Origin of the sequence: Leucobacter chromiiresistens (assembly GCF_900102345.1) — a bacterium.
Lineage (GTDB): Bacteria > Actinomycetota > Actinomycetes > Actinomycetales > Microbacteriaceae > Leucobacter > Leucobacter chromiiresistens.
Window position 1 is genome coordinate 947,069 of the sequence record NZ_FNKB01000001.1, and the last position, 26,679, is coordinate 973,747.

Below are 26,679 nucleotides of genomic sequence, written 5' to 3' on the forward strand. Positions count from 1 at the left end.
CAGACGGCCGTGAGGAGTCAGCTGCTGTGGTCGCACAGTGCCACGGCCGCTACCCGTCCGACTACTTGAGGCGGATGCCGCGCTCTTGGGTGTCTGCTGGGTCTCAGTGGGAAATGAGAAATTCACGAGAACAGTGCTCCGATCGCTGCATATCCTATGACTGCAATAGCTGCCGTCAGCACAAGGATTGCGATGATAAACGCAGTGGAATTTTTGAAGGGGTTCTGATTGGGGTTCATGCGCGTAACTCCGCTCGTTAGCCGTTTCCGGCAATGACTCTGACTTCATCAGTCGCGAGTTCGACCACGCCACGATCATCAACCCAGACCGGAGCGTCATTGAGTGCGATACCGAGGGCTTGTACGGTCCCCTCGGCCTGCGCAATCTGAACCCAGTCCCCTTGCGCGTCGTTTTGCCAGAGAGTTCCTTCAACATCGACCCCGACGAGCGCTCCATTGCTTTTCACCTCAATTGCGTAGAAGAGCGGAGCCTCAGCGACCGGGACAAAGGTGTCTCCATCGTCCGCGCTCTGTTGAAGCCCATCCTTGGTCAATGCGTACACCGATTCGTTTGCCTTCGTGACGTCAACGGCTTCGATCCGGGCCCCTTTCTCCCAGGTGAGGCCAGCATCCGAACTTCTGAGCAGGACTTGCTCCGACGAGCCAACGCCGTAGAGAGTGCCGTCTGTGCTAGCTGTAAGCACGTGAAAATCTTCGACACCATTCATTGACACTGGTTCCCAATTCTCGCCCTGATCATCGCTTCGAATGATGCCCAGGTTTGGGGAACCGAGTTGTTCTGGGGTCTCTAGGCCGGGATGACCCGACGCTATGAAAGCGTCCCCTAGAAGGGTGAATCCCATCGCGTCAAAGTCGTTGCCTCCCACAGGACCATTTACTTTGCCACCGAGGGTGACGGTGAAGATGCCGTTGTGTGTGCCGAGGAGAACGCCCTCGCTTCTGGGGTCGCCCGTGATGGAGTGCACATGCTCGATACGTGGCGGAGACGTATCAGCAGGGGGGTTGCCTGGAGATGCACACCCCACGACAGTGAAAGCTCCAATGGTGAGGATGAAGGCAGCGAAAGATCTCTTCACTATGTTCTCCGAATTTCTACTGAGGCGTAAAACGCCCTAAATCTGTCTGAGCCCAGAGCTGCAAGAAGCTCAGTTCCGCGTCTGGGCATGAATAAGCGCTCGGATACACGTGCAGTGTCCAAAGCAAATTTGGACCGGTGCGCTCGACTCGTTCTTGTTTCAGAGTCAACACGGAACGATGGGTATGCCCAATTTCAACTCGGGAAGAATTGGCCAATACTGGCCGTACCGAGACAGGTCACTCAGAGCGCACGTGCGGTCGCCGGGGTCGATTCAGGTTCGACTGATTGACAGCGAGATAAGGGAGGGCGGCCTGACATAGCGCGCCACAAAAAGGTAAGAAAAGGGCAGAAATATTGCCCTGTGAAGGTTCGTTAGGCGTCTGAAGAGAGGCCGCCTGAGTATGAGCAACCCGATCATCAGAGCTAGAACACACGCCATTGCCAGCATCCCGTGTTCATCGGAATGTCCGACTGGATCGCATTCCACACCACAAGGTGATGAATCGGTGTGCGCCGTACCACTCACCAAGCTTGGGTCTCCGATGCCCGCAGCAGGAGTTAGAACGTCAACACCATGATTCCCCACGCCGTCAGAGAAAGTCACGGCCGAAGGTTGAGCATCCGTGCCTCTGCCGTTTTCCGTGGAGCTGACACTCAGTGTGTGCATCCCTAGGAGGCCGGCAATCACCAAAACGATGAGACCAGCCGCCGCGAACCAGAGATACGCATGAGGCCGGTGGCCTGTGCGTTGCTGCGGAATGGGGTTCACGGTACTCAATTTCATCTCGGACTGCCGTGCACGCTAGCACTTTTATCTGGGTATCTCTAAAGTCAAGAAGCCGAGAGCTACTGGTTCTTGCCAGGCCGATGGCTTAATTGAGCCAGGAAACTTCCTTGACGCAGAATTTGTCAGGGAGGTGGCACGTAGTGTCCATGTGGATGACGAGGGCCACGTAGGCAGCCGCGACGACCATGCCGATCGCGATCAGCACGCTAAGCAACCTCTTCACATTCACCCTTCATTGAATCGTGCGCACGTCATGCGCCTGGAGGAGCCGGCACGGAGGCCGGCTCTTTTCTTCTCGGGCTACGCCCCGTTTTTTGCAGTGAAGCCTTCGGCAGCATACGGCCACTTCGCGTTCCGCCCAACCGGTCGCACCCCCGCTTCGCGGCGTTGCTTGACGGTACACCCTCGCGTGTCTGCGCCACGCAGGGGTGCCCCTCCGGTCGGGCTCCACGCTGCGCGCCTCCGCAGGCACATACGTGCCTTCACGGCAAAAAACGTGAGGGAGGAAATCACGAACAGCGCGGGGTACCGCATCTAGGTCACAGGAGGCACACCATGAACACCATCACTGTGTACACGAAGCCCAGCTGCGTGCAGTGCACCGCGACCTATCGCGCTCTCGACAGCAAAGGGATCGTCTACGACGTCGTGGATTTCTCGACCGACGAAGCCGCGCTCCAGACCGTCAAGGAACTGGGGTACATGCAAGCCCCCGTCGTGGTTACCGACGACGACAACTGGAGTGGGTTTCGACCCGACAAAATCGCCGGCCTCGTTGGCTGATTGAATCATGACATGTGCCCCGCAGTGGGGTAGCTCACCTGAAGAACAAAGGACAGCGATATGGAAGAGCAGACATCGAAGTCAGGGGTGTGGATCCTGCAGCCGACCGAGGAGTGGGACGGCCGCCTTTTGGGCGTTTTCGAATCGGAGAACGACGGGCAGAAGTTCGTCGAAGAACTTGCCGGCACCTTCTCGCCTTCTGAGCCGGTGTTTTTCCCGATTGGATATCGCGTGGGGCGGCCGAGCAGTGGAACCACGAACAGCGACATTGACCATCGGGCAGACAAGCCAGGTGTGTGGATCGCGCAGGCGAGCGACGAATTCGAGGGCCGGATTCTCGGAGTTTTCGCAACAGATGAGGAAGCGTACGAGTACGTCAACGAACTCGGCGACCTCGACCTCTTCCCAGACACTGGGATCGCGTTCGTCCCGATTGGATACCGCGCCGGCTACCGCAACTAGATCACAGGAAGCGCCGTGAACAAGCGCACTGTCACCCGCATCACGAAGCTCGCCGTCACGCTCGTGGCCGTAACGATCGCTGCCTTCATCGCCGCACAGAACATCGACGTCGACGCCCCGGGGAGGAACCCCGGCACTGCGACGAACTCATCGACGCAGCAGGTGGTTGCCGTGATCGACGGAGACACGATCAAGACCGTCGACGCCGAGGGCACCGTGAACCGCGTCCGCATCATCGGCATCGATACCCCAGAAATCGGCCGGGGCGGCACCGTAGACGAACGCTGGGCGCAGGAAGCGCGTACCGCACTCGTCGCGCTGCTCGACGGCCAGGACGTCGACCTCATCAGCGACCCGTCCCAGGGAGACGTCGACCGGTACGGGCGTCTCCTGCGCCACCTGCACACCGACGCCGGCAACGTGGCCGAGCAGCTCCTCGTGCAGGGCGCGGGACACGAGTACACGTACTCCAAGCCTTACGTCGGCCAGGCCGAGTTTCGCAATGCAGAGAACAGCGCCCGCAAAGCTGGAGCGGGACTCTGGGGAGCCTGCACGCCCACGAACTGAGCAGGCTGAGTGGCTGCTCGACTGGCATGTGAACGTTGCGAGCTGTGCTGAATAGCTCGAGGCGGATCGTGATGGGCAAGTGCGCTGAGTGCTGCGTCTAGGTGGTGAGCCCCGAGATCCCGTGCAGCGGATCATCACCGGGGGAGTACCACCAGCGATGGAGACGCAGATGCCAGAAAACGTGAACGCTTATGACTCCGGTTACCGGCTCGAACCCAAGCCCTGGTCGACCGGCGCCGGCGCCGCCTCGGATGACTTCGGCAAGGTTGATTTCACCGACGAATTCGGTGAGACGGTCTTCACCGGATGGGTGCAGAAAACCGATGCCGGCTACATCCTCCGCGTCGACGAGCACCAGGACGTCGAACTCGGTTTCGAGACCAGCAGTCAACGACAAACCCGGGAGGCCGCGATGACGCATCTTGATCAATCGCTCCGCGTCATCACCGCGCGGCACGAGAACGCCGTCTCGCTGTACGAAGGAGACCCGGACAGCTTCGGCATCGGACACTATGTGATCGAGAACACCGCCGACGATCACCGCCTCGCCTTCACTGAGCAGTACATCGGCACCGATTCTTCAGACCCGGACCGCATACCGAATTCGTGGGAGGTCGACCGGTACACCCGCGCTCATACCGGTGCCGAGTGGAAGCTGCGGGGGACGCGCACATACGAAACGGACGAAGTCGAAGCGCTCATCGAGTTCACGGCCGACTGGGTGAACCACCGCGCTCGTGAGCAGTCCACACACGATGCCCTTCATGGCCCTACCGCGCAGGCATCGCAGCACCAGCGGCAGGCACCATCGGCGGGTCCGATGTACTGAGTTCAGCGCTCGTCAACGTCACAGAGCACCTTGGCGCGGTTCACACCGCGCGAGGGTGCTCTGATCTATAGGCAGGCATCTATCCTGAGCGTATGCGTGCTGCAGCTCTCATCTACCCGAACGCCTCCACCATCGCTGAGGACCAACGGCACCTCCGAAAGTCTGACGACTATGTGAGCGAACTCATCGAGGGAGCCCAAGCATCCACCTGGGAAGCCGCGAAGATCGCGTGCCCGATTCCAGCAGACGCGATGCTCCTGAGCTGGCAGCGCATCGACTAGAAACGCACCTGCCAAACAGCAGAGCGCCCTGCCACGGTATTCACCGCGGCAGGGCGCTCTGTCTGTTACGAGAGTGGCCCAGTTCCCTCTAGTACGGGTTCTCCGTGCCGATGTTCTGATCGCCGGGGTCCGCGAGGTCCAGGAGGAAGTCGTCGATGGACGATTCCTTGTGCTCGATCCAGAACTTCGCCCGATTGATCCTGCGCGCGAGCGTCGTGACCTTCTCGTCGTACTCGTCCTCAGTCATCCGTTCCGACTGCACGAGCTCCTCGTACAAGAGCCGCATCGCGTCGTAGCGCAGCTCGGTGCCGTACGGGATCTGCTTCTCAGAGCCCTGCAGCGGCGGCAGGTTCATTCGCTGCGCATCATCGAGGGCCATTTGCAGGCGAGCCGCACGCGCGGCCTTCACTTCCGCGGAGACGGGCTTTGCCCGTTGCCGGGCGGCGAACGTCTCCGCATTACACGGCTTGCATTCTTGGGTCGCCCACCACTTCGCCTTATCCGAACGCAGCGATGCCGCAGTGTCGGAAAGATCCCGCGCATGAGCGTGACCGCACGCGTGCGTGACGATGATGTTGGTCGTTGCAGTCGCCGTGCTCATCGCTACACCGCTGCCTCTGCACCGCGCTTGCGGCGGCCGAACGCGAACAGGGCAGCTCCTGCAGCGAGCGTCGCTGCTGCAGCGGCTCCGAGCCAGCTGGCCGGCTCCCCGCCCGTCGTCGCCAACGCATCAGGGTACGAGATCTGCTGCATGTTCTGATTCGGCGTCTCGGTCCACCCCACCGGAGTGACAGACTCACCGGGCACCACGCCCGGATCCACCGGTGCGACCGGTTCGATCGGATCTGCCGGCGCCACCGGCACCACGGGATCCACCGGGGCGACCGGCACGACGGGATCCACCGGGGCGACCGGGGCGACAGGATCGACCGGCTCGACGGGGTTGACCGGGTCAACAGGTTCGACCGGGTCGATGTGGCCATCACCGGGGAGGGACGGGATGGTCGGGGTTCCGCAGTCGACCGGATCGGCCGGCGCCTCAGGCAGGTCACCGGGGACTACCTTGACGTTCTCTGCCGTCACCGTGTTCTCGGTAGACAGATCCCCTGGGGCGGGGGCGGCATCTTCGGCCACTACGGTCTGGGCGACCGGGGCCGGGGGCGCCGGTGTCGCTTCGCAGTCCTGCGCGTTCGCGAAGACTTCCGTCTCCTGGAACTCGGTGGTCATGGGGGTGTCTGCGATGGTGTCGTCTGCCATCGCCGCGGTCGGGGCGAGGACGATGCCGGCAGCGACTGCTGCAGTGATGAAGGGTCTGATTTTCACGGGGTTCTTCTCCATAAATGTGGGGTGGTGGTCGATGGCCGGCCTCGTGGGAGGTCCGCGCATTCGGGCCGGCTTCATGAGACAGATCACGGGGTCCGCGCACCTGCGTCTGCGGATGCCGGAGCGAGGGAGGCGATCGCGTCGCCGGTACTCACGACGAGATCTCCGTCTGGCGACATCGCCACCAGGGTCACGCTGTCGCCTTCGAGGGGCGTCGCGTCTCCGGTCGGGTTCACGAGAGTGAGCGGGTCTGTCGTCAGGAACCGCTCGCCCACGGTCCCGTCGATGTCGTGGCTGGTTTCGGTGATGGCACCTGTCGTCGCGTCGATCAGCACACCGGCGTACGCGACATGCGCCCCGTCCCGGGTCGATGTCGCTGCCGCTTCTCGGTCAGCAGAGAGGGGGTGGGTCGAAACGGCATCACCGCTCTCGAGCGAGTGGACGGCGACCGTGTCAGTGTCGCCGTCGCTCCACACGACATAGACATGCTTCGTGTCGCCGCTGATCCAGCGAGACACGGACGCAGCGTCTGTGGGCGCGGCGAGGACGGTGTCGCGACTGTCGCTCCCGTCCCTGGCGGTGACGTAGGCGACACCCTTGTTGGTGCCCCAGGTGATCGTGTCGCCGGATGCCGCGACAGGGACAGCACCCTCGGTCGGAACGGTCACGGCGTCGCGTGACGCGTCGGCGTGAATGCGTTCGTACTTTGCCCCGACCTCTGCGACAGCGAAGATCGCGTCGCCGCGAAGCGACACTGTCGCGTCGCCGAGCTTCGTCGTCGCCCACCCTGCCTGGTCGCTTTCGGTGTCGCCCGATACATCTGAGCCAGATCCTTGCCCTGCTGACCAGAGGCGCAGGGTGTCGCCGTCGACGACGAGGGCAGTGTCGCCTGCCCAGTAGGCGCGTGCCGACGTGTCGCCGCCGAGCTCCTGCGTCGCGAGCAGATCTCCGGTCGTCGTGTCCACGATCGAAGCGTCATCCCGGGTCGTGACGAGCAGTGTCGCACCGTCAGCGCTCTCGGCGGTCTCCTCTGCTGTCGCGTCGAAGGTCCAGGCGGGTGTCGCGTTCCAGCCTTCGAGGGTGATCGGTGTCGCCTGCTTCGGCGCTGCGTCGGCCGACGCGACGCTCGGGGGAGTCGAGAGCAGCACCCATGTCGTGATGATCGCGCCCACGATGAGGACCGCGAACGCGCCAGTGATGACCCACGGATGAATCGGCGACCTCCGCGTCGACGTCGACATCGGGGTCGGCTTTGGATTCGCGGCCGCCTCGGCTGTCGCTGTCGCTGTCGTCTCGATGGGTGGTGCATCGACGACGGAAGCAGCCTTGTCGGGTGACGTCTCATCAGCGAAGAGCGTCGCGATCGCCTGAGCACCGTTGAGAGTGTCGTCCGGCCCCTGCGAGAAGACCGTGCCATCAGTTTCAGGCGGCGCCGGGGCGGCACTTGAGACGCCCAGGCGGGAGAGGTCGAGTCCGCAGTTCTTGCAGAGCGCCTCGAGATCGTCGGCGGTGATGATGTTGGGGCAGAGGCAGAACGTGCACTGCACGATCGCGGGCACTGCTGGGGTGGGGTGATCGCTCATGCCCTGTAGATAGGCCGACGCGCGCACCAAGGGGGAGGACGACACCCCCGCCCCGGCTCCTGCCAGCCACGCCGCTATTCACCCATCAGCACACCCGCACCCCACCGTTCGTTTCACTGCGCACACGAACCCCATCTGTACGTGCAGCCCTCCGGCCTGCCACTGCCCGCAGCGCCTCGCGCTGCTCTGTCCGGCTCCATTGCATTTCGCCGGACTTTCACCCATACACGACTGGCATTCGAGGGAAACCGCGTCCCGCGTTCCGTGACACGAACTGCGCAGCCCCGCACATCTTCACCTTGAACGTCCACATCAGAACCCATCCCGGAGGCCCCTCTTGCCCTTCCCAACCACCGTGATTCAGATCGAAGCCCACCCCGTCGAGTGCCATCGAGTGCTGTTCAACGACTACGACGAACTCACCGGCCGACGCATCACGAGCACGCAGTACGCGTCGCGGGCTGACGCCCTTGAAGCCTGGTCTTGGCGAGGGATCACCGAAAGCGACATCATCGTCACCGATGCACGTATCGACGCAATTCGATCCCTCCTAAACCGCCTCGACGCTGCGTCCGCGGATTCAGGTTCCGAGGGAGTCACGTTCGCGCTAGCCAGCCATGATCACGACCGCGCTCGGAGCCAGCTCGACAGCGCAAGCATCGAGCTCTCCCACTCAGAAGCCTGGTTGCCCTGCCCCTCTACCGATCCGTCTGCATAGGAGAACCCATGATCCGTTCCCGACTCAAGAAGCTGCAGCACTCACTCGCCTGGCTCAAGAACGTCGCCGGCCTCGACGACGACTACGTGAGAAAGTGGTCGCCCGCGGAATGGGAGGCGTGGCAGGCAGCGATGCTCGCAGACCCGTCCGGCGACAACCCAAGCGTCCCCGAGTGGATGAACCCGATCATCCGTCACACCTGGCACAACGACTTCTCGTTCCCGTTCCCACAGGTCGCCCAACTCACCTCAGCGCACCCCTGGTTCTACGAAGCCACGAAGCGTGCCGACTTCTCCCTCAGAATCACGGAGCCTCTCGAAAGCGACGCACCCGTGCTGTCGCAGGTTGAGGGCGCCTACAACGAAGCCATGTTGCGGGGATGGACACCGCTCCTGTCGCTCCTGATCGAACCGACCCAGCAACCCAAGATCGTCGTCGGCGCAATCGAGTCGTTCTACATCGTCGCCCCTGCATTCGACTCAGCCGACGTCAGCGACCTCATGCAGCACTTCGACCTTCCGTCACCCAGCACCCGGCTCGCCGGCCCCGTGCAAGACGTCGATGCGCTCCTAGAGCGAGCACACCAGCCCGTGCCTGACGGCCACCACGTCGCATGGGGATCGGAGTGGATGTATGTGTGATCTAACCGCGGTGACCCCATGAGAAAGACGCAAGCCCAACGCGATTTCGAGAAACGCATCCGGCAGTCACGAGGGCTCGCCCACCCGGCTGCTCCTCGACCAGAAGGCACCGGTTGGGAGACCCGGTGTGAGCGGTCAGGATGCGAGCGCACGTTCCTGACCCCCACCAAGCAACGGCGGTACTGCAGCAACACCTGCCAGAACCTTGCCGAGAAAGCACGCGCGCGACGCGTCGACGTCCTCACCAGCATTCTGCTGTACTCGTGCGCCGCCCCGCACTGCTCCAACGTCTTCCTCCCGGATCGACGCAATCCACGCCACATGTATTGCTCCACGACGTGCCGCAAGCGCGGTTACCGGGCAGCGAGCGATCTCTCCCCGGTCCACTGCGCGTTCTGCATGACGCCCTTCCCTCACGGGAAGAGCCGGCGCCGACGCTACTGCGACGCCACATGCCGCAAACGCGCCCAACGAGCCGCCCGAAGAAACGAGAACTGAACCATGATGACCGTCACCCTCATTGGTGCGTCGCGAGACGCCTGGGGCTACCTCATGAACACCGTCGCCGACGAGCACACCATCGACCGCGCCGAAGGCAAAGCCGCGTACTACATGTCGAACGGCACCCCACCCGGCGCGTGGGCCGGAAGCGGAGCCACCGCACTCGGCCTCGACGTCGGCACGGCAGTTGAAGAACGCGAACTCGTCGCACTTTTCGGGGATGGCGTGCACCCCACCACCGGGCAACAGCTCGGCCGCAAATACAACACCGTCCTCCCGCTCGAGAAACGCATCGAGCGGAAGATCCAGGCGGCAGCCGCCGACCCGAAGAACCGTGACCTCAGCGAGCCCGAATTCGAAGCGCTCGCAGACCAGATCCGGCGAGAGGTCACCGAGAAGCCCGAGAGACAGTCCGTGGCCGGGTTCGAGTTCGTGTTCTCCCCACCCAAGAGCGTGAGCTCGTGGTGGGCGCTTGCAGATCCCGCACTGAAAGACGAGATCCGGCAAGCCCACCACGCCGCGATTCAAGCAACGATCGAGAAACTCGAAACCGACATCATTCGCACCCGCACCGGGGCAGACGGTGTCGCGCAGGCGCACGTGCGCGGGATCTCCGCCGCACTGTTCGATCACTGGGACTCCCGTGAGGGAGACCCGCAGCTCCACACGCACATGCTCGTCTCCAACCGGGTCCAAGGAGAAGACGGCCGCTGGCGCACGATCGACTCCCGCTGGTCCCTGATGCCAGCCGTGGCCACGGCCGGCGCGTACTACGACGGCGTCCTCATGGACGAACTCTCCTCCCGTTTCGGCATCGAGTGGACCGTCGAAGACGTCCTGCAGCGCCCCGAGCAGTACCGGGAATGGTTGGTCGAATCGCAGCGACCCGATACGCCGGCAGCACGGCAGCAGTTCTCGATCGACGCCGGCACCAATCCCGGATCGGTGAAGTGGCAAATCGACGGGGTGCCGAAAACTCTCGTGGAGGAATACTCGACACGATCACATGCGATCCGAAAAGAGAAGGATCGACTGGTGGCAAAGTACGTCAAGGAGCACTGCAAACAGCCCAGCGACCGAGCCGTCATCAAGATGCGCCAATATGCGACGTTCGCCACCCGTGCGGCGAAGAAAGCACGATCGCTTCGAGAGCTCACCCAGAACTGGCGGGAGCGAGCCAAGTCGCACATCGGGGACTCGTTCCTGTTCGCAGATCGACTGTTGGATACAGCGGCGCCGCGCAAGGCGGACCTCCCACTGTGGTCATTCCGGCACGACGACGTCGACGACGACGCTGCCCGAGACGCCGCCGAATTCGTGCTGCACACCCTCGCTAGCGCACGGTCGACGTGGGGGAGACGCAACGCCGAGACCGCGGCACTGCGTGCGATCGCCGGGTGGCGTTTTCGCTCTCCCGAAGACCGCGACCAGGCCGTGCACCGAGTCGTTGATCTCGTCCTCTCCCAAGCCATCCCGCTCACACCCAAGAACCACCTGCACACCCCGTATCGGTTCCGAACCGCGGACGGGCAGGACATGTTCCATCCCGAAGCGCGGGACCTCTTCACGACTCGCGAAGTGTGGGATGCAGAAGGTCGCCTCCTCGAAGCCGGCCGATCCCTGCAAGGCCCACGCATCGAGCAAGCGATCGTCGATACCCACATCTCCCTGCCGACAGGGACTGAAAGGCGCGTTCTTTCCAGTGACCAGGCGGCCGCCGTGGAGAACATTGTCACCAGCGGCCGCCAGGTCGACGTCCTCGTCGGGCCCGCAGGTGCCGGCAAGACCACGAGCCTTGAAAAGCTCCGCGAGCTCTGGGAACTCACGCACGGCGCCGGCACTGTGCGCGGTCTCGCCCCGACCGCCCGCGCGGCCGAAGTGCTCGCAGAATCACTCGGCATCCAGACCGAGAACACCGCGAAATGGCTCCACGAAACCGCACGCGGCACCGACACCAAAGACGGCATCGACTACCGACTCCAGCCAGGCGAACTCATCATCGTTGACGAAGCCTCCATCGGGGGCACGCTCGCACTCGACGCGATCCGCGCACAGGTCCAAGCGGCCGGCGCGAAGCTGCTGCTCGTGGGGGACTGGGCGCAGCTCGCCGCAGTCGATGCCGGCGGCGCGTTCGGGCTCCTCGCCTCCGACCGGCAGGACGTCGCCGAGCTCGTGAACCTCCACCGCTTCACCGCCGACTGGGAAGCGGACGCCTCCAAACTCCTCCGGCTCGGGAAAACCGCCGGCCTCGACGCCTACATCGAACACGACCGCGTCTTCGCGGGCCTCGATGAAACGATCATCGACCAGGCCGTCGACGCCTGGCGAACGGACGAGGCGACACTGGACGATTCCGGCGACCGGCTCGTGTCGCTCCTGATCGCCCCCACGAACGAGATGGTGGAGCGCCTCAACACCATCGCACGCACCTGGCGCATCGAACAAGGCGACGTCGACGCGACGCAGGAAACGGTGATCGCCTCTGGTGTCGCATCCCCGGGCGATCGGATCGTGACGCGTCAGAACGCGAGAACCCTCCGCACCGATCACGACCGGTGGGTGAAAAACAACGACGAATGGGTCGTCGCCGGCATCAACCCGGACACGGGCGACATCGTCGCCGTCGCCGGCGACGAGTACGTCACCCTGCCCGCCGACTACTGCCGGGATCACGTGCAGCTCGCATACGCGACCACCGCGCACCGCTCCCAGGGCCGCACCGTCGACACCGCCCACACCATCGTCGATTCCAGCGCCTCCCGGGAGACGTTCTACGTCGCGATGACGCGCGGGAAGCGCTCGAACAAGGCGTATGTCGTCGTCGACGAGAACGGCGACATGGGCGACCCCGGCGCGCTCGGAATGACGCGCACCTGGCGGGAAACCCTCGAACACGTCGTCACGAAACAGGGCGGCGACATCGCCGCCCACGACACGCTCCGAGAAGAAGCCGAACGCATCGGCTCGATCCGGCAACTCGCGGCCGAGTACCAGACCCTCACCGCCGACCAGCTCGAACGCGAATACCTCCCCGGGCTCGCGAACCTGCACCTGGTCGACCCGGAATCGCCAGACTCCCCGTATCTCGGGCCGGTACTTGTGAACCTCCGACGCCTGGAAACGCGCGGCCACGACGTGCCCGGCACGATCACGGAACTGCTCGCAACCCGGGACCTCGACGGCGCACGCGACGTGCTCGCAGTGCTGCACTACCGCCTCAACACGCACCTGGAAGATCTGCGCGAACACGACGCCTACGCCCGATTCGCGCCTCTGCTGGCCCCCTTCGGCATCGACTCAGAAGAGACCCGTTCGAACCTCCGTCTCGGGCGGATGCTCACCGCGTTGGAGGGCGCGGCCGACACCACCCTCGAAGACGCGGTGCGCGGGGCGCTCGAGCGCATGGACCGGGGGAGTACTCGAGATGTCTCCGCACGGCTCGCTCACCTGCTGCGCTCCGAGTACCGCATCGACCCCGACGCGCTCGACGCACCAGATCATCTCCGCAGCGTGAACACGGTGCACCATATCGCCGGCCTCATCGAACCGGCTCCGGACTTTGGAGATCCCGACTTTGGAAAGGCTCTGAGGGATCGTGAGCTCGCGATGCAGCTCCGGGCAGAACTCGTCGTCGACCGCGCGATCGCGGACAAGGAGCCGTGGCTCGAAGCGCTCGGAGAGCAGCTCCCTGGCGCCGAATCAGAATGGCGCAGGCGCGCCGTCACTGTCGCATGCTTCCGTGACCTGTACGGCGTCGCCACCGACGAACCGCTCGGCCGCGAGCACGCCCACGCGCGCAATCGGGAACGCGATCGCCAGATCGCCGCAGCGGCACTCAGAGTCGCCCCTGCACCTCGAACTGAGGGAAGCTACGTGCCCGCACAGCAAGGCCCGGACGTGCTGCCGAGTGCGCCTGTCCTGGGCTACTGAGCGCTAGTAGCCCAGGCCCGACGGGGACTGCGGGTTTCCGTAGTCCCCGCTTCGGCTCTGGGTGTGAAACACCGGGTCGCCTGGTGGCCACCGCAGTGTGGACTCTGGCAGTGCCAGCCGTGAAGCGGTCGCCTCGTCCGCGGTGTCCCAGCCGCCTGCTTTGTTGCTGCGCTCTGCCAGAGTCACCAGGTGCAAGTGCTCGTCGGAGACGAATGCGGCTCGCACTCCGCGGTGGTTCTTGCTGACGCTCAGCACCCCGGCGTCTGCAAGTTCCGTCAGCGCCCGCTCCGCGGCGGGCCGGGACACCCCGTATCGCTCAGCCGTCGCGGCCACTGTGAGTACGGGCTGGGATGCAAGATCTCGCCGTACTCGTTCCACTGTCGCATCGGCGCGCGGCGCTGCGGGGATACCCTGCCCGGAACGCCACGCATGATGGCGCTCCCGGAGTAGCTCGTCCAACTCGTCTGCCCGCTCCTTCAGCAGCACGACGTTTCCCGCAGCGCGCACGGCCGACTGGCAGAACTCCTGCACCCAGAGGTCCACGTTCGGTGGTTCTTCGCGGAACGCCGTGAGCCCCGCAATGTAGTGATCCTTCGCTGTCGAGAAGACCGTGCTGATCGGGAGCACGGCGCGATCGGTGATACCGTCCCGCTTCAAGATCGCGTGGATGAGCGCACGACCCGTGCGTCCGTTCCCGTCGATGAACGGGTGGATCGTCTCAAACTGAGCATGAGCGATCGCGGCCTTCAGCAGTGGAGGATGTTCGCTCTGATTCACATACGCGAGCAGATCGTCCAACAGTGGCACCACTTCGGACTCGGGCGGCGGCACGAACGATGCAGTGAGCGGGGAGTAGCCCCCACCGATCCAATTCTGTTGCGTGCGGAAGCCACGCTCAAGATCCGGCGTGATCGTCTGCTGTAGCTGCACCAGATCTTCAAGCTCGATGTCCCATTTTTCTGCGACGACGTCAATCGCGTATTCCATCGCGCGAAGATTCTGCAGGACCGCGACGGCGTTCTCTTTCCCACGGCCGAGCACGTCTGCAAGGGCGAGCTTCTTCGCGGAGATGACATGACCCTCGATGAGGGAGGATGCGATGCTCTCAGATCGCAGCAGCAGGTGATTGAGGTACAGCTCGGACTCACCGATGATGCCGTCCGCACGCGACACCGTGCTCTGCGCGTCGGCGACAACCGAGAACGTGCTCGCACTGATCGGCGGCCCCTGTGCCCCCAGGACGCCGGGTACGAACGCGAGGTACGTGCCGCCGGTCTGTTCTCGCCGGGACAGGCCGAACGTTGAGGACGGCGCCCATTGGCGCTCGACGTATTCGCCCATTGTGACCCCTTAAAGTTGCCCGCTGCACCGGTTAATGCAACTTTACGCGCTTAACGTTTCATCGAACGCGTGTTGATGCAACTTTACGAAAGCAGGCAGGTCACCTGCCGTGCCGGCCAGACAGCCAGCCGCGCTTCTTCTTCGTCAGCTTCGCCGCGACCTGGTCGAGGCGGGGGAGGATCTCTTCAGTGCTCTCAGAATTCGCGTACAGCTTCCGGATGCTCTGTAGCGCGTTCTGATGCCGCTCGGGACTCATCGCCCCCATCGCGTCATCAACCAAGCTGACCCGGTAGCCAAGATCCGTGAGATCTCGCACCGAAGCGCTTACGCACTGGTCCGTGTAGAAACCCGTCACGATGACGTTCTGCACACCGAGATTTCGGAGCACCTGGTCGATGTGCGTTCCCACGTGGATGCCGGAGCAAGTTTTCGTCAGAACGATCTCCCCGTCGAGCGGCGCAGCTTCTGGAAGGAACTGGGAATCGTAGGAGCCGGGGGCGTACAACATGCCGGCAGCTTTGTGCAGCATCCCGGCGTCGGCTGAGTCCGGCAGGTACGACTGAATGCCCACATGGATGGGGCGAATGCCGACCTCGCGGCACTTCGCGAGCACCTGGCTGATGTTCCGGAGCGCGACCTGCAGGTCCGCGTTGATCGCGGCCAGCACCGGTTCGGCGCTCTCGTCGTACACCCCGGCGTGCTTGAGTGAGGCGCGGATCGAGCGGGTCGAGAGGTGCTGCTGAATGTCGACGAGCACGAGGGCGGTATCGGCGGGATGCAGCGGCAACGGTTCGGCGTACCCGGCTGCACCGAGCGTGCCGTAGTAGTTCTCGACGAGCGCGTTGACCTCTTCGGCCGTGGCCCGTGGCTCGGAACTACTCATGACGGACGATCCTCTCGACAACGGGTGCAACGACAACAGCTATGTTCCCAGCCTTTGCCCCATCAGCGTGGACGTCCACGCGCGTGACCGCACGCGAAAGCGGCGACCTCGCATCATCGAAATGACGCAAGGTCGCCGCTTTTGGCCCTCCGGCAGCTACATCGTGTGCCCGCTACTCACTGTTCGCTCCACGGTGTGTTGCGGTGGGGCAGGCGCGTTGTCTTTGGGTCCCGCGGCTTCCCGTTCGAGCTCAGTGATGATCGCAGCGAGCCGCATCTGCTTCTGATCCAGCTCGTCCTTTCTGGGCCACTTCTCCGCACTCATCACCTCCAGCTCCCGAACCTCGCCCCGGGCCGACACCAGAACGTCCTCGTGCTGGCAGATCTCATCGGGGACCATCCGAGCGTGAGACTCGAACCCCTGAGAGACCATGCTGACCTCGCCGTCCATCGCACGCGACCACAGCATCTTGTACTGCAGCGCGTGGATCGTACGTCCCGCGTGGAACTCCACGATAGGATCGTTGCTCGCCTTCGGATTCCATCGGAGCCGTGCTTCCCAGTCGAGGCCGCCAACGGACACGGTGAACTTCAACGGTGCCGGGTAGCCGGCGTTGTTCGTCCCGAAGTACGGCACTGCCGCTCGAGCGCGCTCGAGCGTGGTGCGAAACGCTGCCCCAAACTCCTTCCGGTCCCGGTACATGGGTGACTCCGCCCAGCTCGACGGCTTCACCCGCCCCGAGAACGCATCCCCGCGCGTCTCAACCACCTTCGGCGCCAGAGCCCGTAGCACCTGGAGATCGTGCTCGAACACGCCGACCTGCTGCTCCAGCATTTTCTGTCGAACCTCGATCGCGCCGATCTTGCGTTGGTGGCCACGCTGCTGCCGGGCGAGCTTCTGCGTCTCGTTTCGGAGGTTCGCGACCTCCAAAATGCGCATGTCTCCCGCGGTGATCGCCTGCATCTCCGCGAACTGCAACGCCATCTCGGTCGAGTTATCGACCTCGCGCACGTCGAGCCTGCCGGTGAGCACCTGCTCGATAAAGGCAGCCTTCCGGGCGAGCGTGCCCCACATGTACGAATCGAACGACCCCTCCGTCGCATACCGGAGCAGATGGACCTCTGGGTTCTGGTTGCCCTGACGAATCTCCCTCCCCTCACGCTGGGTAACGTCCGCCGGCCGCCACGGGGCATCGACGTGATGCAGCGCGATCGCGCGCGCTTGCACGTTCGTGCCGACGCCCATCTTCTCGGTCGACCCGACCAGTACCTGCACGCGGCCGTCGCGGGCCTGCTGGAACAGCTCGGCCTTCGCCTGGTCGTTGCTCGCCTCATGAATGAAGCGCACCTGAGACGCAGGCACACCTCGCGCGACTAGCTGGTCCCGCAACTCGTTGTACGCATCCCACCGCCCGTCAGCGGCCGGGGTCCCCAGATCAGCAAACACGATCTGCAGGGCGCCGGGAGTGGAGGAGATCTCGCCCCATTCGTCGAGGTACTCGCGATCCTTGTTCTCGTCCCAGATCCTAAATACCTGCTCCGCTACGACGTCGAGCTTCGTGCGCTCGTCATCTTCTGGCCCAGGCTCATCCATCAGACGCGCATCCATCGCGAGCGCCCGACCGTTCGCAGTGATCTTCAGCATGTTGTCCTCGGTTGGTTCGACCGCACCGTTGCGCACGGCTTCGCCGCGCACGATCAGATCAGCCATGCCGGCCTCCTGCGCGCGGGTGGCCGGAACCACGATCATCTCCGGCGCCCGTTTTCCGTCGCAGTTGATGACGAGCTCGGGGACTGGCAGTGCCAGGTCCGCCTGCGTTTTCACATCGCCCGGTACATGCCACATCCGCAGCAGCTCCGGCACGTTGCGGAACTTCGTCGTGCGCGTCTTCACCTGGAACCCGCCACCATCGGGTTTCGCTTCGACGGCCGTGACCTGCTCGGTGAACTGCCTGGCCCAGTCGTCCGCAGTGTAGACCTGTGCTTCGCGCAGCAAGTCTGGCCGCATGTACCGCATCATCACGTACATCTCGATCATCGAATTCGGCAGCGGCGTCGCCGTCGCAAGCGTCGCCACCCGCGACTGCCCGAGATGCTCCCGGTAGTACCAGAGCTTCATATCGAGATCCGTCGCACGCTTGGAACCGGCCGGCTTCGACAGATCCGCGACCTTCGAGATGACGGTGAGATTCTTGAACTTGTGCGCCTCATCGATGCACAGATAATCGATGCCCGTTTCCTCCCACGACACTCCCTCGTCATGGCCAATATCGAGCATCCGCTTCAGAAGCTGCTCCTGATCTGCGAGAGCCTTCTCCAGCCCCTTCACGGATTTCTCCGACAATTGCGAGTTCAGTTTCGCCTCGTGGATCTCCTGCATCTCGTGCAGGCGCTGCGCGGCGTACGCCTCTTGCGCCTTGCCCAACCCAATCCGTTCGAATGCGGAGTGCGTGAGAATCACCGCGTCCCAGTCACCCGTCCGGGCTCGCGCGACGAACAGCTTCCTCCCGTTCTTCGTGCCCGACGACTGAATATCCTCGCTGCCGGCAGCGAGCACTTTCGCCCGCGGGTAGATCTGCTTGTACTCGCGCGTGAACTGCTCCAGCATCTGATTCGGGACGATGATCGCGGGCTTGTTCACCATGCCGAGCCGCTTGAGCTCCTTCACGCCGAGCACCATCTCAGCGGTCTTTCCAGCTCCCACCTCATGGAAGAGGCCCGTCGCCGGTTCAGCGAGCATGCGTGCCACCGCCGCGTGCTGGTGCGGGCGCGGCTCGAACGTCGCTGCCTTCCCCGGGAACGTCAGCTCGACACCGTCATAGGAGCGCAGCACGATCCCGTTGTAGAGATCGTTGTAGCGCTCCTGCAGGCGCTCCACACGCTCACCGTCCTGCCAGAGCCAGTCCTGGAACGACTCGTGAAGCTCCCCAGCACGCTCCTGCAACGTTTCCGTGGCGACCTGGTCCACGAACATCGGCCCATCTTTATCGGGCCGGTACGTCACCTCGAGTGACTTGCCGTTGAGGACTCGCTTGAACACATCCGTCGCGGTGAGGTTCACATGATCACCGGACACCCCCCACCGGCTCTCCGCCGTGGCCGCGGGCTTTCCCACGAGCGCATATTTCCACTCGCCGTCGATCCTCTCGATCGCTTTGACTTCCTTCTTCAGCTCGTGCTCCAGGAACATCGACACGTCGTCGACGGGCACCCAGCCGGCCCCGAACTTCACGTCAATCTCCGCAGGCCCCACTTCCTCGGGAATGACCTGCTCCAACGCGTCGAGATGCCGTTGGAACATCGCATCGGCGGCCGCGAGCTCGCGCATCTCCTTGCGCTTCTGCCGCACGTTCCCGGACAGGAACTCACCGGCTGGGATATACGTCTCCAGATCGTCGGGGTTGAGGAACACCAGATCGCCCAGACGTTCCGGCACGGACGCCTCGTCGACGTCGAGCAGCTCCGAAACGAGCGGCACGTCGACGTGCCCGATCCGGTCGAGGGAGACGCGGATCGCGTCTTCGGGGGAGTCGACGCGGTGCACCTCGGTCACCGCACCGACCACGCGTTCCGTGAACACCGTCGCCTTGCGCGCTTCCCCGGTGTCCTCGTTGTATCGCTCGAGCGCGACGACCGTCGCGAAGTGCGGATCTTGCCGCAGCGCCCGAACCGCAGCCGGATATCGGCGGATGATGCTCGGGTCTTTCCCGACCCGTTCTTTCACCGTCACCGACACCCGGTTCACTGGCCCGTATTTCTCCACATACCGGTCATAGACGCCGTTCAGCGCAGCACGATGTCGACCGATCTCCGGAGTGTCTTCCCTGGTCGACGCCTCTGCCTCCAGCACCCTCACCGCGGCGTCCCGCAGACGCACGAGGTGCTGGAGCTCCGCCACCGCATTCTTCGGTACGGTCACCGGTTCGGGCCCGTCGAGGCCCACCTGCGTGAGAAGCCCCGTTTCCTCGTCGAAGCCGATATGCCCGATCACCTGATCGGGATCTTGCACGATCCGAGCGACAGGCCGATCCGCCACGACCTTGCCGGTCGCCTCCCACGCCTGACCGTTCGCGATCGCGTCATCCACGATGCGGTCGAGCGACCGTCGCAGGGCTGGAGCCACGGCCGCAGCGGACACGTCGGCCGCGGTCACTGTGAGCTCCGGCCCGAACTGACCGAGCCGGGTGCCGAGCTCGCCCAGCACCATCTCGGGGTGATCCTCGAAGTAGGAGTTGATCGCCGCGGCCCCGGCTGCCCCGTCGACGTCGACCGCGCGCAACCATGCAGGCTCACTCTCGGGCGCTTCGCCCAGGTGGCGCCGGAACACGAGCACGTCGATCGTCGCGTCAGTGCCGGCGATCTCGCCGTGCGCTCCGCGCGGCATACGGACCGCGCCGAGCAGCTCCCCGTACTTCGCGATCTCGCGGCGCGCTCGCTCCGTCTTCCCATCCATCGTCCACCGTGACGACATCACCATGACAATGCCGCCCGGCTTGGTCTGCCGCAGCGACTTCACGATGAAGTGATTGTGGAGGCTGAGTTTCGCCTCGTTGTACGCCGGATCGTAGAGCTTCGTCTGCCCGAACGGCACGTTCCCGATCGTCAGATCGTAGCCGTCGTGATCGAGGAACGTGTCACCGAACGACTCGTTTCGCACTGTCGCTCCCGGGTGCAACAGCCGCGCAACCCCGGCCGTCGTCGGGTCGAGCTCCACACCGGTCACCTGCTGGCCCGGGCGCGCTTGGCCGATGAAGTTGCCGGTGCCGCATCCGGGCTCCAGCACCTGCGCGTCGGCAGACACTCCGAGCCGGTCTGCCGCGTCCCACATCGCTCTGACATAGTCGGGGTGCGTGTAGTGCGCGTTCAGGACTGTACGCCGCGCGGCACCCCACTCCGTGTCGCCCCACATCTCCTGCAGCGCTTCACGATCGGCGGCGTACTTGTTCGAGTTCGGGTCGAACAGTTCCGGCGTCGCACCCCACCCGGGGAAGCGGCGCAACTCATCGAGCTCTACGTTGTTGGGTTCGCGGCCTTCTCGAAGAAGTCGCTGGAGAGTGCGGACCGCAGACACTCCGCCGCCCACCCGGGAGACTGCTCCGGCTCCTGCTCCAGGAACCGGCACACGTTCAGCAGAATCACCGCCTGCGTCAACGTCAACGACGGCCCCTCGTAGCCGTGGCTCGTCGCCGTCTCCAACGCCCAGAGCGCCAGCTTCACGTGCAGCTCGTGAAGGCTCCACATCTTCTGATCCAGGGACTCCCAGAACGTCGACGTCGGGCTCTCCAACAGGTGCTCCCTGCTCGACGAATCCTCCCCGTACTCCTCCGTCTGCTCCTGGTCGAACGCCTCCTGCAGCTCCCGATACTCCGGAACCTCCGCCGCGCTGCGAATCACGATCTGCCGTGCGAAGAGGAACCGCATCACTATCGCCGCGTTCGGCCGACTCGTCAGATCCTCCACGCCCACCGCGAGATGATCCAGCCACGTCAGAGACGCCTCGTACTCGTCCCGTTGCGAGATCTCCCTCAGCACTGCCAGATCGTTGTTGACCTGACCAACCCGCCGCAAATAGTCCGTCGTCTCCGGCCACGACTGCTGCAGTTTCGCGAGGCTCTCCTGATCGTGCATATGCTGTTCCTTCCGTCGCTGCTGCTGTCTCAAATTCGCCCCACAGGTCGAACACCATCTGGGTATCCGGTACCCGCTGCTTCCTACGTGCCATTCTGGCCCCCACCTTCGACGTCTCTCGGCTTCATGCCCCTTGAAGCCCAGACACGCGCAGTCCCACAACCGCCAGAGGGGGCCGCGCTCCCAAAGCGCGGCCCCCTCTGTGCGATTGGCCGGTCAGGAGATGACGCGAGTCACCTCCACCTGGCGATCACGCTCCTGCTGCTGCACCGCAGCGGTGCCCTGGTACTGATCCGAGCCGAAGGCGCGCACATATGCCGAGGACTCCGCCCACGACTCCGGCCGGCGCCCTTCCGGCGTATCCACCGCTGACGTCAGATACCGCTGCTCCGTGGCGTCCATCAAATGGGGTCCGCCAGAGCGAAGCCGCGCCTTGAAATCATGAATGTTGCTCGAATCCTCGGCCATCTTCTGCAGCTGCAGCTCAGTGCGAGCGCAGATACGTCCTGCCGCTCGCAGCTCGTCAACGCGTTGCCAGAACTCGAGGTGTTCGAGTTCCGCGGCCACGCTTCGGTCAGTCGCTTGGGTATCCATACTCTGTCCTCTCGATCAGGTACTGGTACCTCAAGAAGGGACGGGCAGCGCACACACGAGAGCGGGGTTGGCATGATCTGTGCCAACCCCGCTCTCGTGCGAGGATGCCAGTAGCAGTCCGAATCAATGACGATGGGGGAGGGCTCACTCATGATCGACACCACAGTCACGAGACCGAAAAAGCAGGCGATGGATCAGCGGCTTCTCGCCGCTGGCGCGTTGATCTTGGCGGGGGCCGTGTGTAACCTGGCCGCCCCTTGGATGACCGTCTGGGGTGAGATTTCCTCTCTCACTCTGATCAGCGCTGGATATGCCGTGTTGGCGATTACTGGTCTGGCATCACGGGGCCCGCTCGGCCGTAGCCGGTTTGCGGCATACTGCGCACTCTTCTACGCGGCCTGGTCCTTTGTCTGGGGAATGCTCGTCCTTTCAACGGTCTTCGATGGCGAAGGCAGCGCTCCGCTCTGGCTCACTGCAGCGTCACCTTTTGCAATCGTCATCGGAATTTCTGCCGCTCTGATCAGCGCAGTTGCCGCGGCGCGATCGCTGCAAAGCTTCGGTAAGTGGAAGTGGGTTCCCGCGATCATGTTTGCCGCCCAGATCGTCATCGTGCTACTCAATAACTTGCTCGCCCTGTTCGTACCGATTCAGGGCGAGATGAGCGGGATTTGGGCGGTGTTCTTCCCGGTTTCGGCGGCCGTGACGATACTGACTCCCATCGCCATCGGCGTGCTCACTCTGATCTTCACTGCAATCACCCGAGACCGCGAATAGCCGGTCGGGCACACGAAAAGAGGGGCCGGCGCTTTTGCGCCGGCCCCTCTCGATGTCTGGACGTGACTACATTCCAGGTGATTGCGACGCACCTGCTGCGACGTCACGTCGCGCCTGATTCACCAGCGTCCAAGTATCGTTCGCAGGCGGCGCAGGGTTCGCGGCCGCCGCAGCTTCATTCCAGCTCATCACGTGCCCACCACCGGCATACTCGTCAGCGACGCTCGAAACATAGGCCACGACCGCCTCGTTCGCACCCCCGGCACGCAGCGCGCTCACCGTTGCCTGCCCGAGCTCCGGCACCGGCAGCGCGGGATCGTCCCAGGCAGCCACGACCTGGTCGGCCACAGCGCCGTCGATGTACCGCTTGCCCACGACGTCGTGCAACCGGCTCACGACCGTCGCCCGCGCTGCGGCTCTCGCCCGCCCGTCTACCTCCGCGTCGACGGCGTGCGTGGCAGCCTGAGACGCCTGTTGCGTCTGTTGCTGACGCACTGGACGGTCGATCGTCACTTTCCGCAATCGCGGGTTAATCGACACCGCATCAACGAACAGTTCCTTCGACTCGAGAGTCTTCCCGTCCACTTCCCGCGTGCTGTCGCGGACGTTACCCCACAACAGCACCGGGTCACCGTTTCGCAGGGTGTCCCGCACCCAGTCAGCGTCTGCGCCTTTGAACCGGGCCTGGTACCAGACCTTGTCGCCGTCCTCCCAGTCGCCAGCCTCGTTCTGCACTCGCTGCTGCTCAACGACACCGACGTACAGCGCGCGGGGCTTGTCTTCGGTCGCTTCGAAGTACCGCGCTTCGCTCAGATCTCCCAAGTTCGCCTTGACCAGGATCATGATTGGTCTCCATTCCATGATGGGCGAGCGTCGGATCGTCCGCCTCACCCCGTAGATAGCGCCGCCAGCGCAGCATAAATCAGGCTTTGCGGATGCACCAAGTGCAACTTCGCCCCGTTCACAGGCACTTGCATTCGGACCGCTGGGAGACATGGCCGTGGTTTGACAGCCTCGGCCTCCAGAGACCGTTGGAAGCGCACCAATCTGTGATGCAGGAACGCGAACTCCACATTGAACTCTCACCTCCGCCAGAATTGCGGAAACAAGTTCTACGAATCGACGACCGTGAAGACGTCGCGTTTCGGGGCAGCTTCCGCGTACTACGGGGTAGTCAGCGGGAAAACCAATGATTGGAACGGCAGTTGAAACGACCGGTAACTCTCCAGATGGGCCGCCTACTGCTGTTGGTTGCTGCCATCGCGTTCGGAATCTCCGGATGGGCCTTCATCAGCAGTCTGAACTCAGGTCTCCCCGCTCCAATCTGGGGAGGGATTCTCGCGCTGATCGCAACTATCACAGGAGTCTCAGGTACCTGGTTCGTCAGCTACGAGAAGAACGCTGCAGCCTGGCTTTCAGCTGCTTTCCTCCTGATCGGAGTCTCCCTGCTAGCCGGTCTGATCATCATCAAGACCGGTTGGGGCGGAGAAACCAATATCGGCGCTGGCGGAATCTTCTTCATTGGGATGCACCTGCTGCCCGTGGCTGGAGTGATCGCGCTCCTGACCGTCATCGTGACATGGGTGCGGGACTCCCGCGCTCGAACACAGCACGCTCAGGTGACTGAGTAGATGCATGTGGTCTGCAAGGATCACGACTGAGAACTAGCTAATAGTGCGGGGCCGTTGCGATATGCAGCGTCCCCGCACTATTTACAGATAGACCGTCAACGATCTTGGCGATGGCGGCTCGTTCCGGCCTGCGAGGATCGCGAGCGCCTGCCGGTTCGCTTGCCGCTTAGGCAGCTTCCGCCACGAGCGGGACGAATCGAGCAACTCGTGCAGCCTCGTGTGACAACTTCGACACATCGGCCACAGATCCTCGTGGGCCTCGTCTCCGAGACGGTCGTAAACGCAGTGATGCAGGTCATCCCGGTCCACGTTCCATGCGTTCCCGCACCTGCCCCGGCACAGGATCAGTGCTGGAGCAATCCGAGTACTCTCCTCCAGTGCCCATCGCGCTCGCCGGCTATACCACTTCGCGGATGTGATGTAGTCGGCGTAGAACGCGCGGTGCGCGTTGCGTCCCTGCGACTGTCGCGCCCATGGGCTCAATTCACGCACGTGCGTTCGCGTGTTCTGCGATCTGCTCCGTGTAGCGCGATGTTTCCCGGAACGATGCGTCGACCTGCTCCGCGTCCTTCATGCATTCAGCGAATCGGGGGTGCTCCGTGAACGGCTTCGTGCGGATCACAACGGGGGAGAGGTTGCGGTAGAACACGAACGCGTAGTCGAGATCCATTTCGCGGATCTCCTTCTTCGAGAACGCCGCCCGCTGCTCGGTGCTGTACTGCGCGGACGGGTCACCGCTTCCGAGCGTCTGCGACTGCCGCTCCACCCACACATCCCCGATCAGGTTCGAGATCTCTTCGAGCGCTTTCGTGTCGCCGCCGCCGGGAAGGATGATCTTCGTCGGCGCCGCATCCCAGAGCGTCGCCCCGACCTGGTTGTCGCCGAACTGCTCGAGCTGATTCTTCGACTGGAACGTGGCAACGACCACGCGCCCATACCCGCCACCCGCGGTGATGATCTCGTACATGCCTTGGTACTCGATGTTGCCGGCCTCATCGAGCACATACGACACCGGAGGATCGAGACGGGAGCCGGGGGACGCGGCCGCGATGCCCTTCGTGATGTAGTCGAATTCGGCCAGCAGGCCATCGTTCATGCGCGTGTACTCGGGGGCTGCCATCTTGTCGCCCACGATGAACACCGAGCCGCGGCGCAGGATGAAATCGACCAGGTCGACGGTTTCTTCTTCGTCGGGTTTCATCCACCAGCGCGCCGCACGCGACCCCATGAACGCGAGCACCGTGGGGAGAACTCCCCAGCTCGTCGCGCGCTGCTCCGCGGGCATGCCGAGCACGTATTCGAGATGATCGGCGTGCTCAGGCATCCCTTCAGGGTGCTCCCGGATCATGCGGGCCGCCTCCTGCGCCATCGTGGGGGACATCACCCACCCCCAGATCTCGTCAACGCCGACACCGCCGCACGCGGCCGCGTGGAACAGGTGCCCCGCGAGCTGCTTGCCGAGCGCATCCCAATGACCACCGTTGGACGTCGACCCGCCGAACGCCCCAGCAGGGATCAGCGCATTCATGCGACGCACAAGCGTTTCCTCGTCGACGCAGCCGGCCACGGGATCCCATTTCAGGGTGCGGCCGGTCTCCTTCCCGCCTTCGACACCCGGAGCCCAGATCAGAGTGGGGGAGCCGGCACGCTCACGCGCCCGCATCGTGATCTTCGCGTTGTCCAAGCGCACACTCGTGGTGATGACCGCGCCGGGCGCATCCAAGATCATTCGCAGCAAGAACCGGAACCCTTTACCCGAACGCGACGGGCCAATGAGAATGATCGCGTCCTCCACACGCGACCACACATCCATCCCCCGGAACTGGCCGAGCCAGTACCCCACCCACTCGGGCTTGATGAGCTTCCCGGCAAGCGACGGGCGCAGCTTCGGGCCACGCTGCTCCACGAGCTGCTTCGTTCCCAACTCCCGCTGCACGTCTTTCTCCGAGGCGAGGCCGGCACGCAGTTGCGGGTTCTTGCGGCGCTTCATGCCCCACCACACGATCGCACCGGCTGCAGTACCGAACACGCCCAGCAGCAGTACGGCGACCGCCCAATGCAGCACCACCGACCCGGCCATTCCGTACGCTTCAGCAGGGTTTGCGCGTCCCCACTGTGCGACGTACTGCAGCACGCCGAGCACCTGGAAGTCGCGGTTGCCGTTGATCGCGAGCACGATCGCCTGCGTGATCGCCTGCACGACGCCGAGCAGCATCGCGGGGAGCATGATGAACACGACGACGCGCTGCCACACACCCATCATGCGAACGACGCGGCCGAACTCGGACGCGGGAGCGACGCGATCTGGAGAACTCATCAGGGGAGA

At 63.7% G+C, this 26,679-nt stretch carries 22 protein-coding genes; 10 read left to right on the plus strand and 12 right to left on the minus strand.

Annotated features, from left to right (window positions below):
• Nucleotides 1-256: 256 nt before the first annotated feature.
• Nucleotides 257-1,096 (minus strand): F510_1955 family glycosylhydrolase, encoded by an 840-nt coding sequence (locus BLT44_RS04420; RefSeq protein WP_010155300.1) that lies wholly within the window; start codon nucleotides 1,094-1,096, stop codon nucleotides 257-259.
• A 273-nt stretch (nucleotides 1,097-1,369) separates the two neighbouring features.
• Complete coding sequence (locus BLT44_RS16150; RefSeq protein ID WP_363746167.1) at nucleotides 1,370-1,882, minus strand: DUF6153 family protein; 513 nt, start codon at nucleotides 1,880-1,882, stop codon at nucleotides 1,370-1,372.
• Between the two features lie 558 nt (nucleotides 1,883-2,440).
• Between BLT44_RS16150 and nrdH the strand changes: the two genes are divergently transcribed.
• The 5 genes from nrdH (at nucleotide 2,441) to BLT44_RS04445 (ending at nucleotide 4,807) form a co-directional block, all read left to right on the plus strand.
• The gene (gene nrdH, locus BLT44_RS04425; protein ID WP_010155299.1) at nucleotides 2,441-2,668 is read left to right on the plus strand and encodes a glutaredoxin-like protein NrdH; all 228 of its coding nucleotides are present in this window, start codon (nucleotides 2,441-2,443) and stop codon (nucleotides 2,666-2,668) included.
• Between the two features lie 60 nt (nucleotides 2,669-2,728).
• Nucleotides 2,729-3,130 carry a hypothetical protein gene (locus tag BLT44_RS04430; protein ID WP_010155298.1) on the plus strand — a complete coding sequence of 134 codons (402 nt, stop codon included), beginning with the start codon at nucleotides 2,729-2,731 and terminating at the stop codon, nucleotides 3,128-3,130.
• Between the two features lie 15 nt (nucleotides 3,131-3,145).
• Entirely contained in the window at nucleotides 3,146-3,697 is a 552-nt protein-coding gene (locus BLT44_RS04435; protein WP_010155297.1) for a thermonuclease family protein, read from the plus strand.
• 157 nt (nucleotides 3,698-3,854) lie between these two features.
• A complete protein-coding gene (locus tag BLT44_RS04440; protein ID WP_029608087.1) occupies nucleotides 3,855-4,526 on the plus strand; it encodes a hypothetical protein in 672 nt (223 codons plus the stop codon).
• A gap of 92 nt (nucleotides 4,527-4,618) precedes the next feature.
• Nucleotides 4,619-4,807, plus strand: a complete 189-nt coding sequence (locus tag BLT44_RS04445) for a hypothetical protein (protein ID WP_010155294.1) — start codon at nucleotides 4,619-4,621, stop codon at nucleotides 4,805-4,807.
• Nucleotides 4,808-4,895: 88 nt separating this feature from the next.
• On the opposite strand, the gene BLT44_RS15150 is transcribed toward BLT44_RS04445, so the two are convergent.
• The 3 genes from BLT44_RS15150 to BLT44_RS15770 all read right to left on the minus strand — a co-directional run bounded on the left by BLT44_RS15150 (nucleotide 4,896) and on the right by BLT44_RS15770 (nucleotide 7,713).
• Nucleotides 4,896-5,408 carry a hypothetical protein gene (locus tag BLT44_RS15150; protein WP_143025973.1) on the minus strand — a complete coding sequence of 171 codons (513 nt, stop codon included), beginning with the start codon at nucleotides 5,406-5,408 and terminating at the stop codon, nucleotides 4,896-4,898.
• Nucleotides 5,409-5,410: 2 nt separating this feature from the next.
• A complete protein-coding gene (locus BLT44_RS15765) occupies nucleotides 5,411-6,145 on the minus strand; it encodes an LPXTG cell wall anchor domain-containing protein (protein WP_010155292.1) in 735 nt (244 codons plus the stop codon).
• Nucleotides 6,146-6,216: 71 nt separating this feature from the next.
• Complete coding sequence (locus BLT44_RS15770) at nucleotides 6,217-7,713, minus strand: hypothetical protein (protein WP_218130073.1); 1,497 nt, start codon at nucleotides 7,711-7,713, stop codon at nucleotides 6,217-6,219.
• Nucleotides 7,714-8,068: 355 nt separating this feature from the next.
• On the opposite strand from BLT44_RS15770, the gene BLT44_RS15160 reads away from it, so the two are divergent.
• The 3 genes from BLT44_RS15160 (at nucleotide 8,069) to mobF (ending at nucleotide 13,503) form a co-directional block, all read left to right on the plus strand.
• On the plus strand, nucleotides 8,069-8,431 hold the full coding sequence (locus BLT44_RS15160) for a hypothetical protein (protein ID WP_143025975.1): 363 nt from the start codon (nucleotides 8,069-8,071) through the stop codon (nucleotides 8,429-8,431).
• A gap of 8 nt (nucleotides 8,432-8,439) precedes the next feature.
• Nucleotides 8,440-9,072: a hypothetical protein gene (locus BLT44_RS04465; protein ID WP_010155291.1), complete on the plus strand. Its 633-nt coding sequence runs from the start codon at nucleotides 8,440-8,442 to the stop codon at nucleotides 9,070-9,072.
• Nucleotides 9,073-9,573: 501 nt separating this feature from the next.
• Nucleotides 9,574-13,503, plus strand: a complete 3,930-nt coding sequence (gene mobF, locus BLT44_RS04470; RefSeq protein ID WP_010155290.1) for a MobF family relaxase — start codon at nucleotides 9,574-9,576, stop codon at nucleotides 13,501-13,503.
• Between the two features lie 3 nt (nucleotides 13,504-13,506).
• On the opposite strand, the gene BLT44_RS04475 is transcribed toward mobF, so the two are convergent.
• The 5 genes from BLT44_RS04475 to BLT44_RS04495 form a co-directional block, all read right to left on the minus strand.
• Complete coding sequence (locus tag BLT44_RS04475; RefSeq protein WP_010155289.1) at nucleotides 13,507-14,844, minus strand: Fic family protein; 1,338 nt, start codon at nucleotides 14,842-14,844, stop codon at nucleotides 13,507-13,509.
• Nucleotides 14,845-14,944: 100 nt separating this feature from the next.
• Nucleotides 14,945-15,727: a cysteine hydrolase family protein gene (locus BLT44_RS04480; protein WP_010155288.1), complete on the minus strand. Its 783-nt coding sequence runs from the start codon at nucleotides 15,725-15,727 to the stop codon at nucleotides 14,945-14,947.
• 156 nt (nucleotides 15,728-15,883) lie between these two features.
• Nucleotides 15,884-20,797, minus strand: a complete 4,914-nt coding sequence (locus BLT44_RS04485) for a DEAD/DEAH box helicase family protein (protein WP_143025976.1) — start codon at nucleotides 20,795-20,797, stop codon at nucleotides 15,884-15,886.
• On the minus strand, nucleotides 20,737-21,354 hold the full coding sequence (locus BLT44_RS04490; protein WP_010155286.1) for a hypothetical protein: 618 nt from the start codon (nucleotides 21,352-21,354) through the stop codon (nucleotides 20,737-20,739). Before BLT44_RS04490 ends, BLT44_RS04485 begins: the two co-directional genes overlap by 61 nt.
• A 216-nt stretch (nucleotides 21,355-21,570) precedes the next feature.
• Nucleotides 21,571-21,948 carry a hypothetical protein gene (locus BLT44_RS04495; protein ID WP_010155285.1) on the minus strand — a complete coding sequence of 126 codons (378 nt, stop codon included), beginning with the start codon at nucleotides 21,946-21,948 and terminating at the stop codon, nucleotides 21,571-21,573.
• A gap of 150 nt (nucleotides 21,949-22,098) precedes the next feature.
• Between BLT44_RS04495 and BLT44_RS04500 the strand changes: the two genes are divergently transcribed.
• Nucleotides 22,099-22,722, plus strand: coding sequence for a hypothetical protein (locus BLT44_RS04500; RefSeq protein ID WP_143025977.1), 624 nt, complete (start codon nucleotides 22,099-22,101; stop codon nucleotides 22,720-22,722).
• A 66-nt stretch (nucleotides 22,723-22,788) separates the two neighbouring features.
• Here the strand turns inward: BLT44_RS04500 and BLT44_RS04505 are convergent, their stop codons facing one another.
• Complete coding sequence (locus BLT44_RS04505; protein ID WP_010155283.1) at nucleotides 22,789-23,565, minus strand: hypothetical protein; 777 nt, start codon at nucleotides 23,563-23,565, stop codon at nucleotides 22,789-22,791.
• 362 nt (nucleotides 23,566-23,927) lie between these two features.
• On the opposite strand from BLT44_RS04505, the gene BLT44_RS04510 reads away from it, so the two are divergent.
• Nucleotides 23,928-24,353, plus strand: a complete 426-nt coding sequence (locus tag BLT44_RS04510) for a hypothetical protein (RefSeq protein ID WP_176783265.1) — start codon at nucleotides 23,928-23,930, stop codon at nucleotides 24,351-24,353.
• Nucleotides 24,354-24,837: 484 nt separating this feature from the next.
• On the opposite strand, the gene BLT44_RS04515 is transcribed toward BLT44_RS04510, so the two are convergent.
• Nucleotides 24,838-26,670 (minus strand): TraM recognition domain-containing protein, encoded by a 1,833-nt coding sequence (locus tag BLT44_RS04515; RefSeq protein WP_010155280.1) that lies wholly within the window; start codon nucleotides 26,668-26,670, stop codon nucleotides 24,838-24,840.
• Between the last annotated feature and the right edge of the window lie 9 nt (nucleotides 26,671-26,679).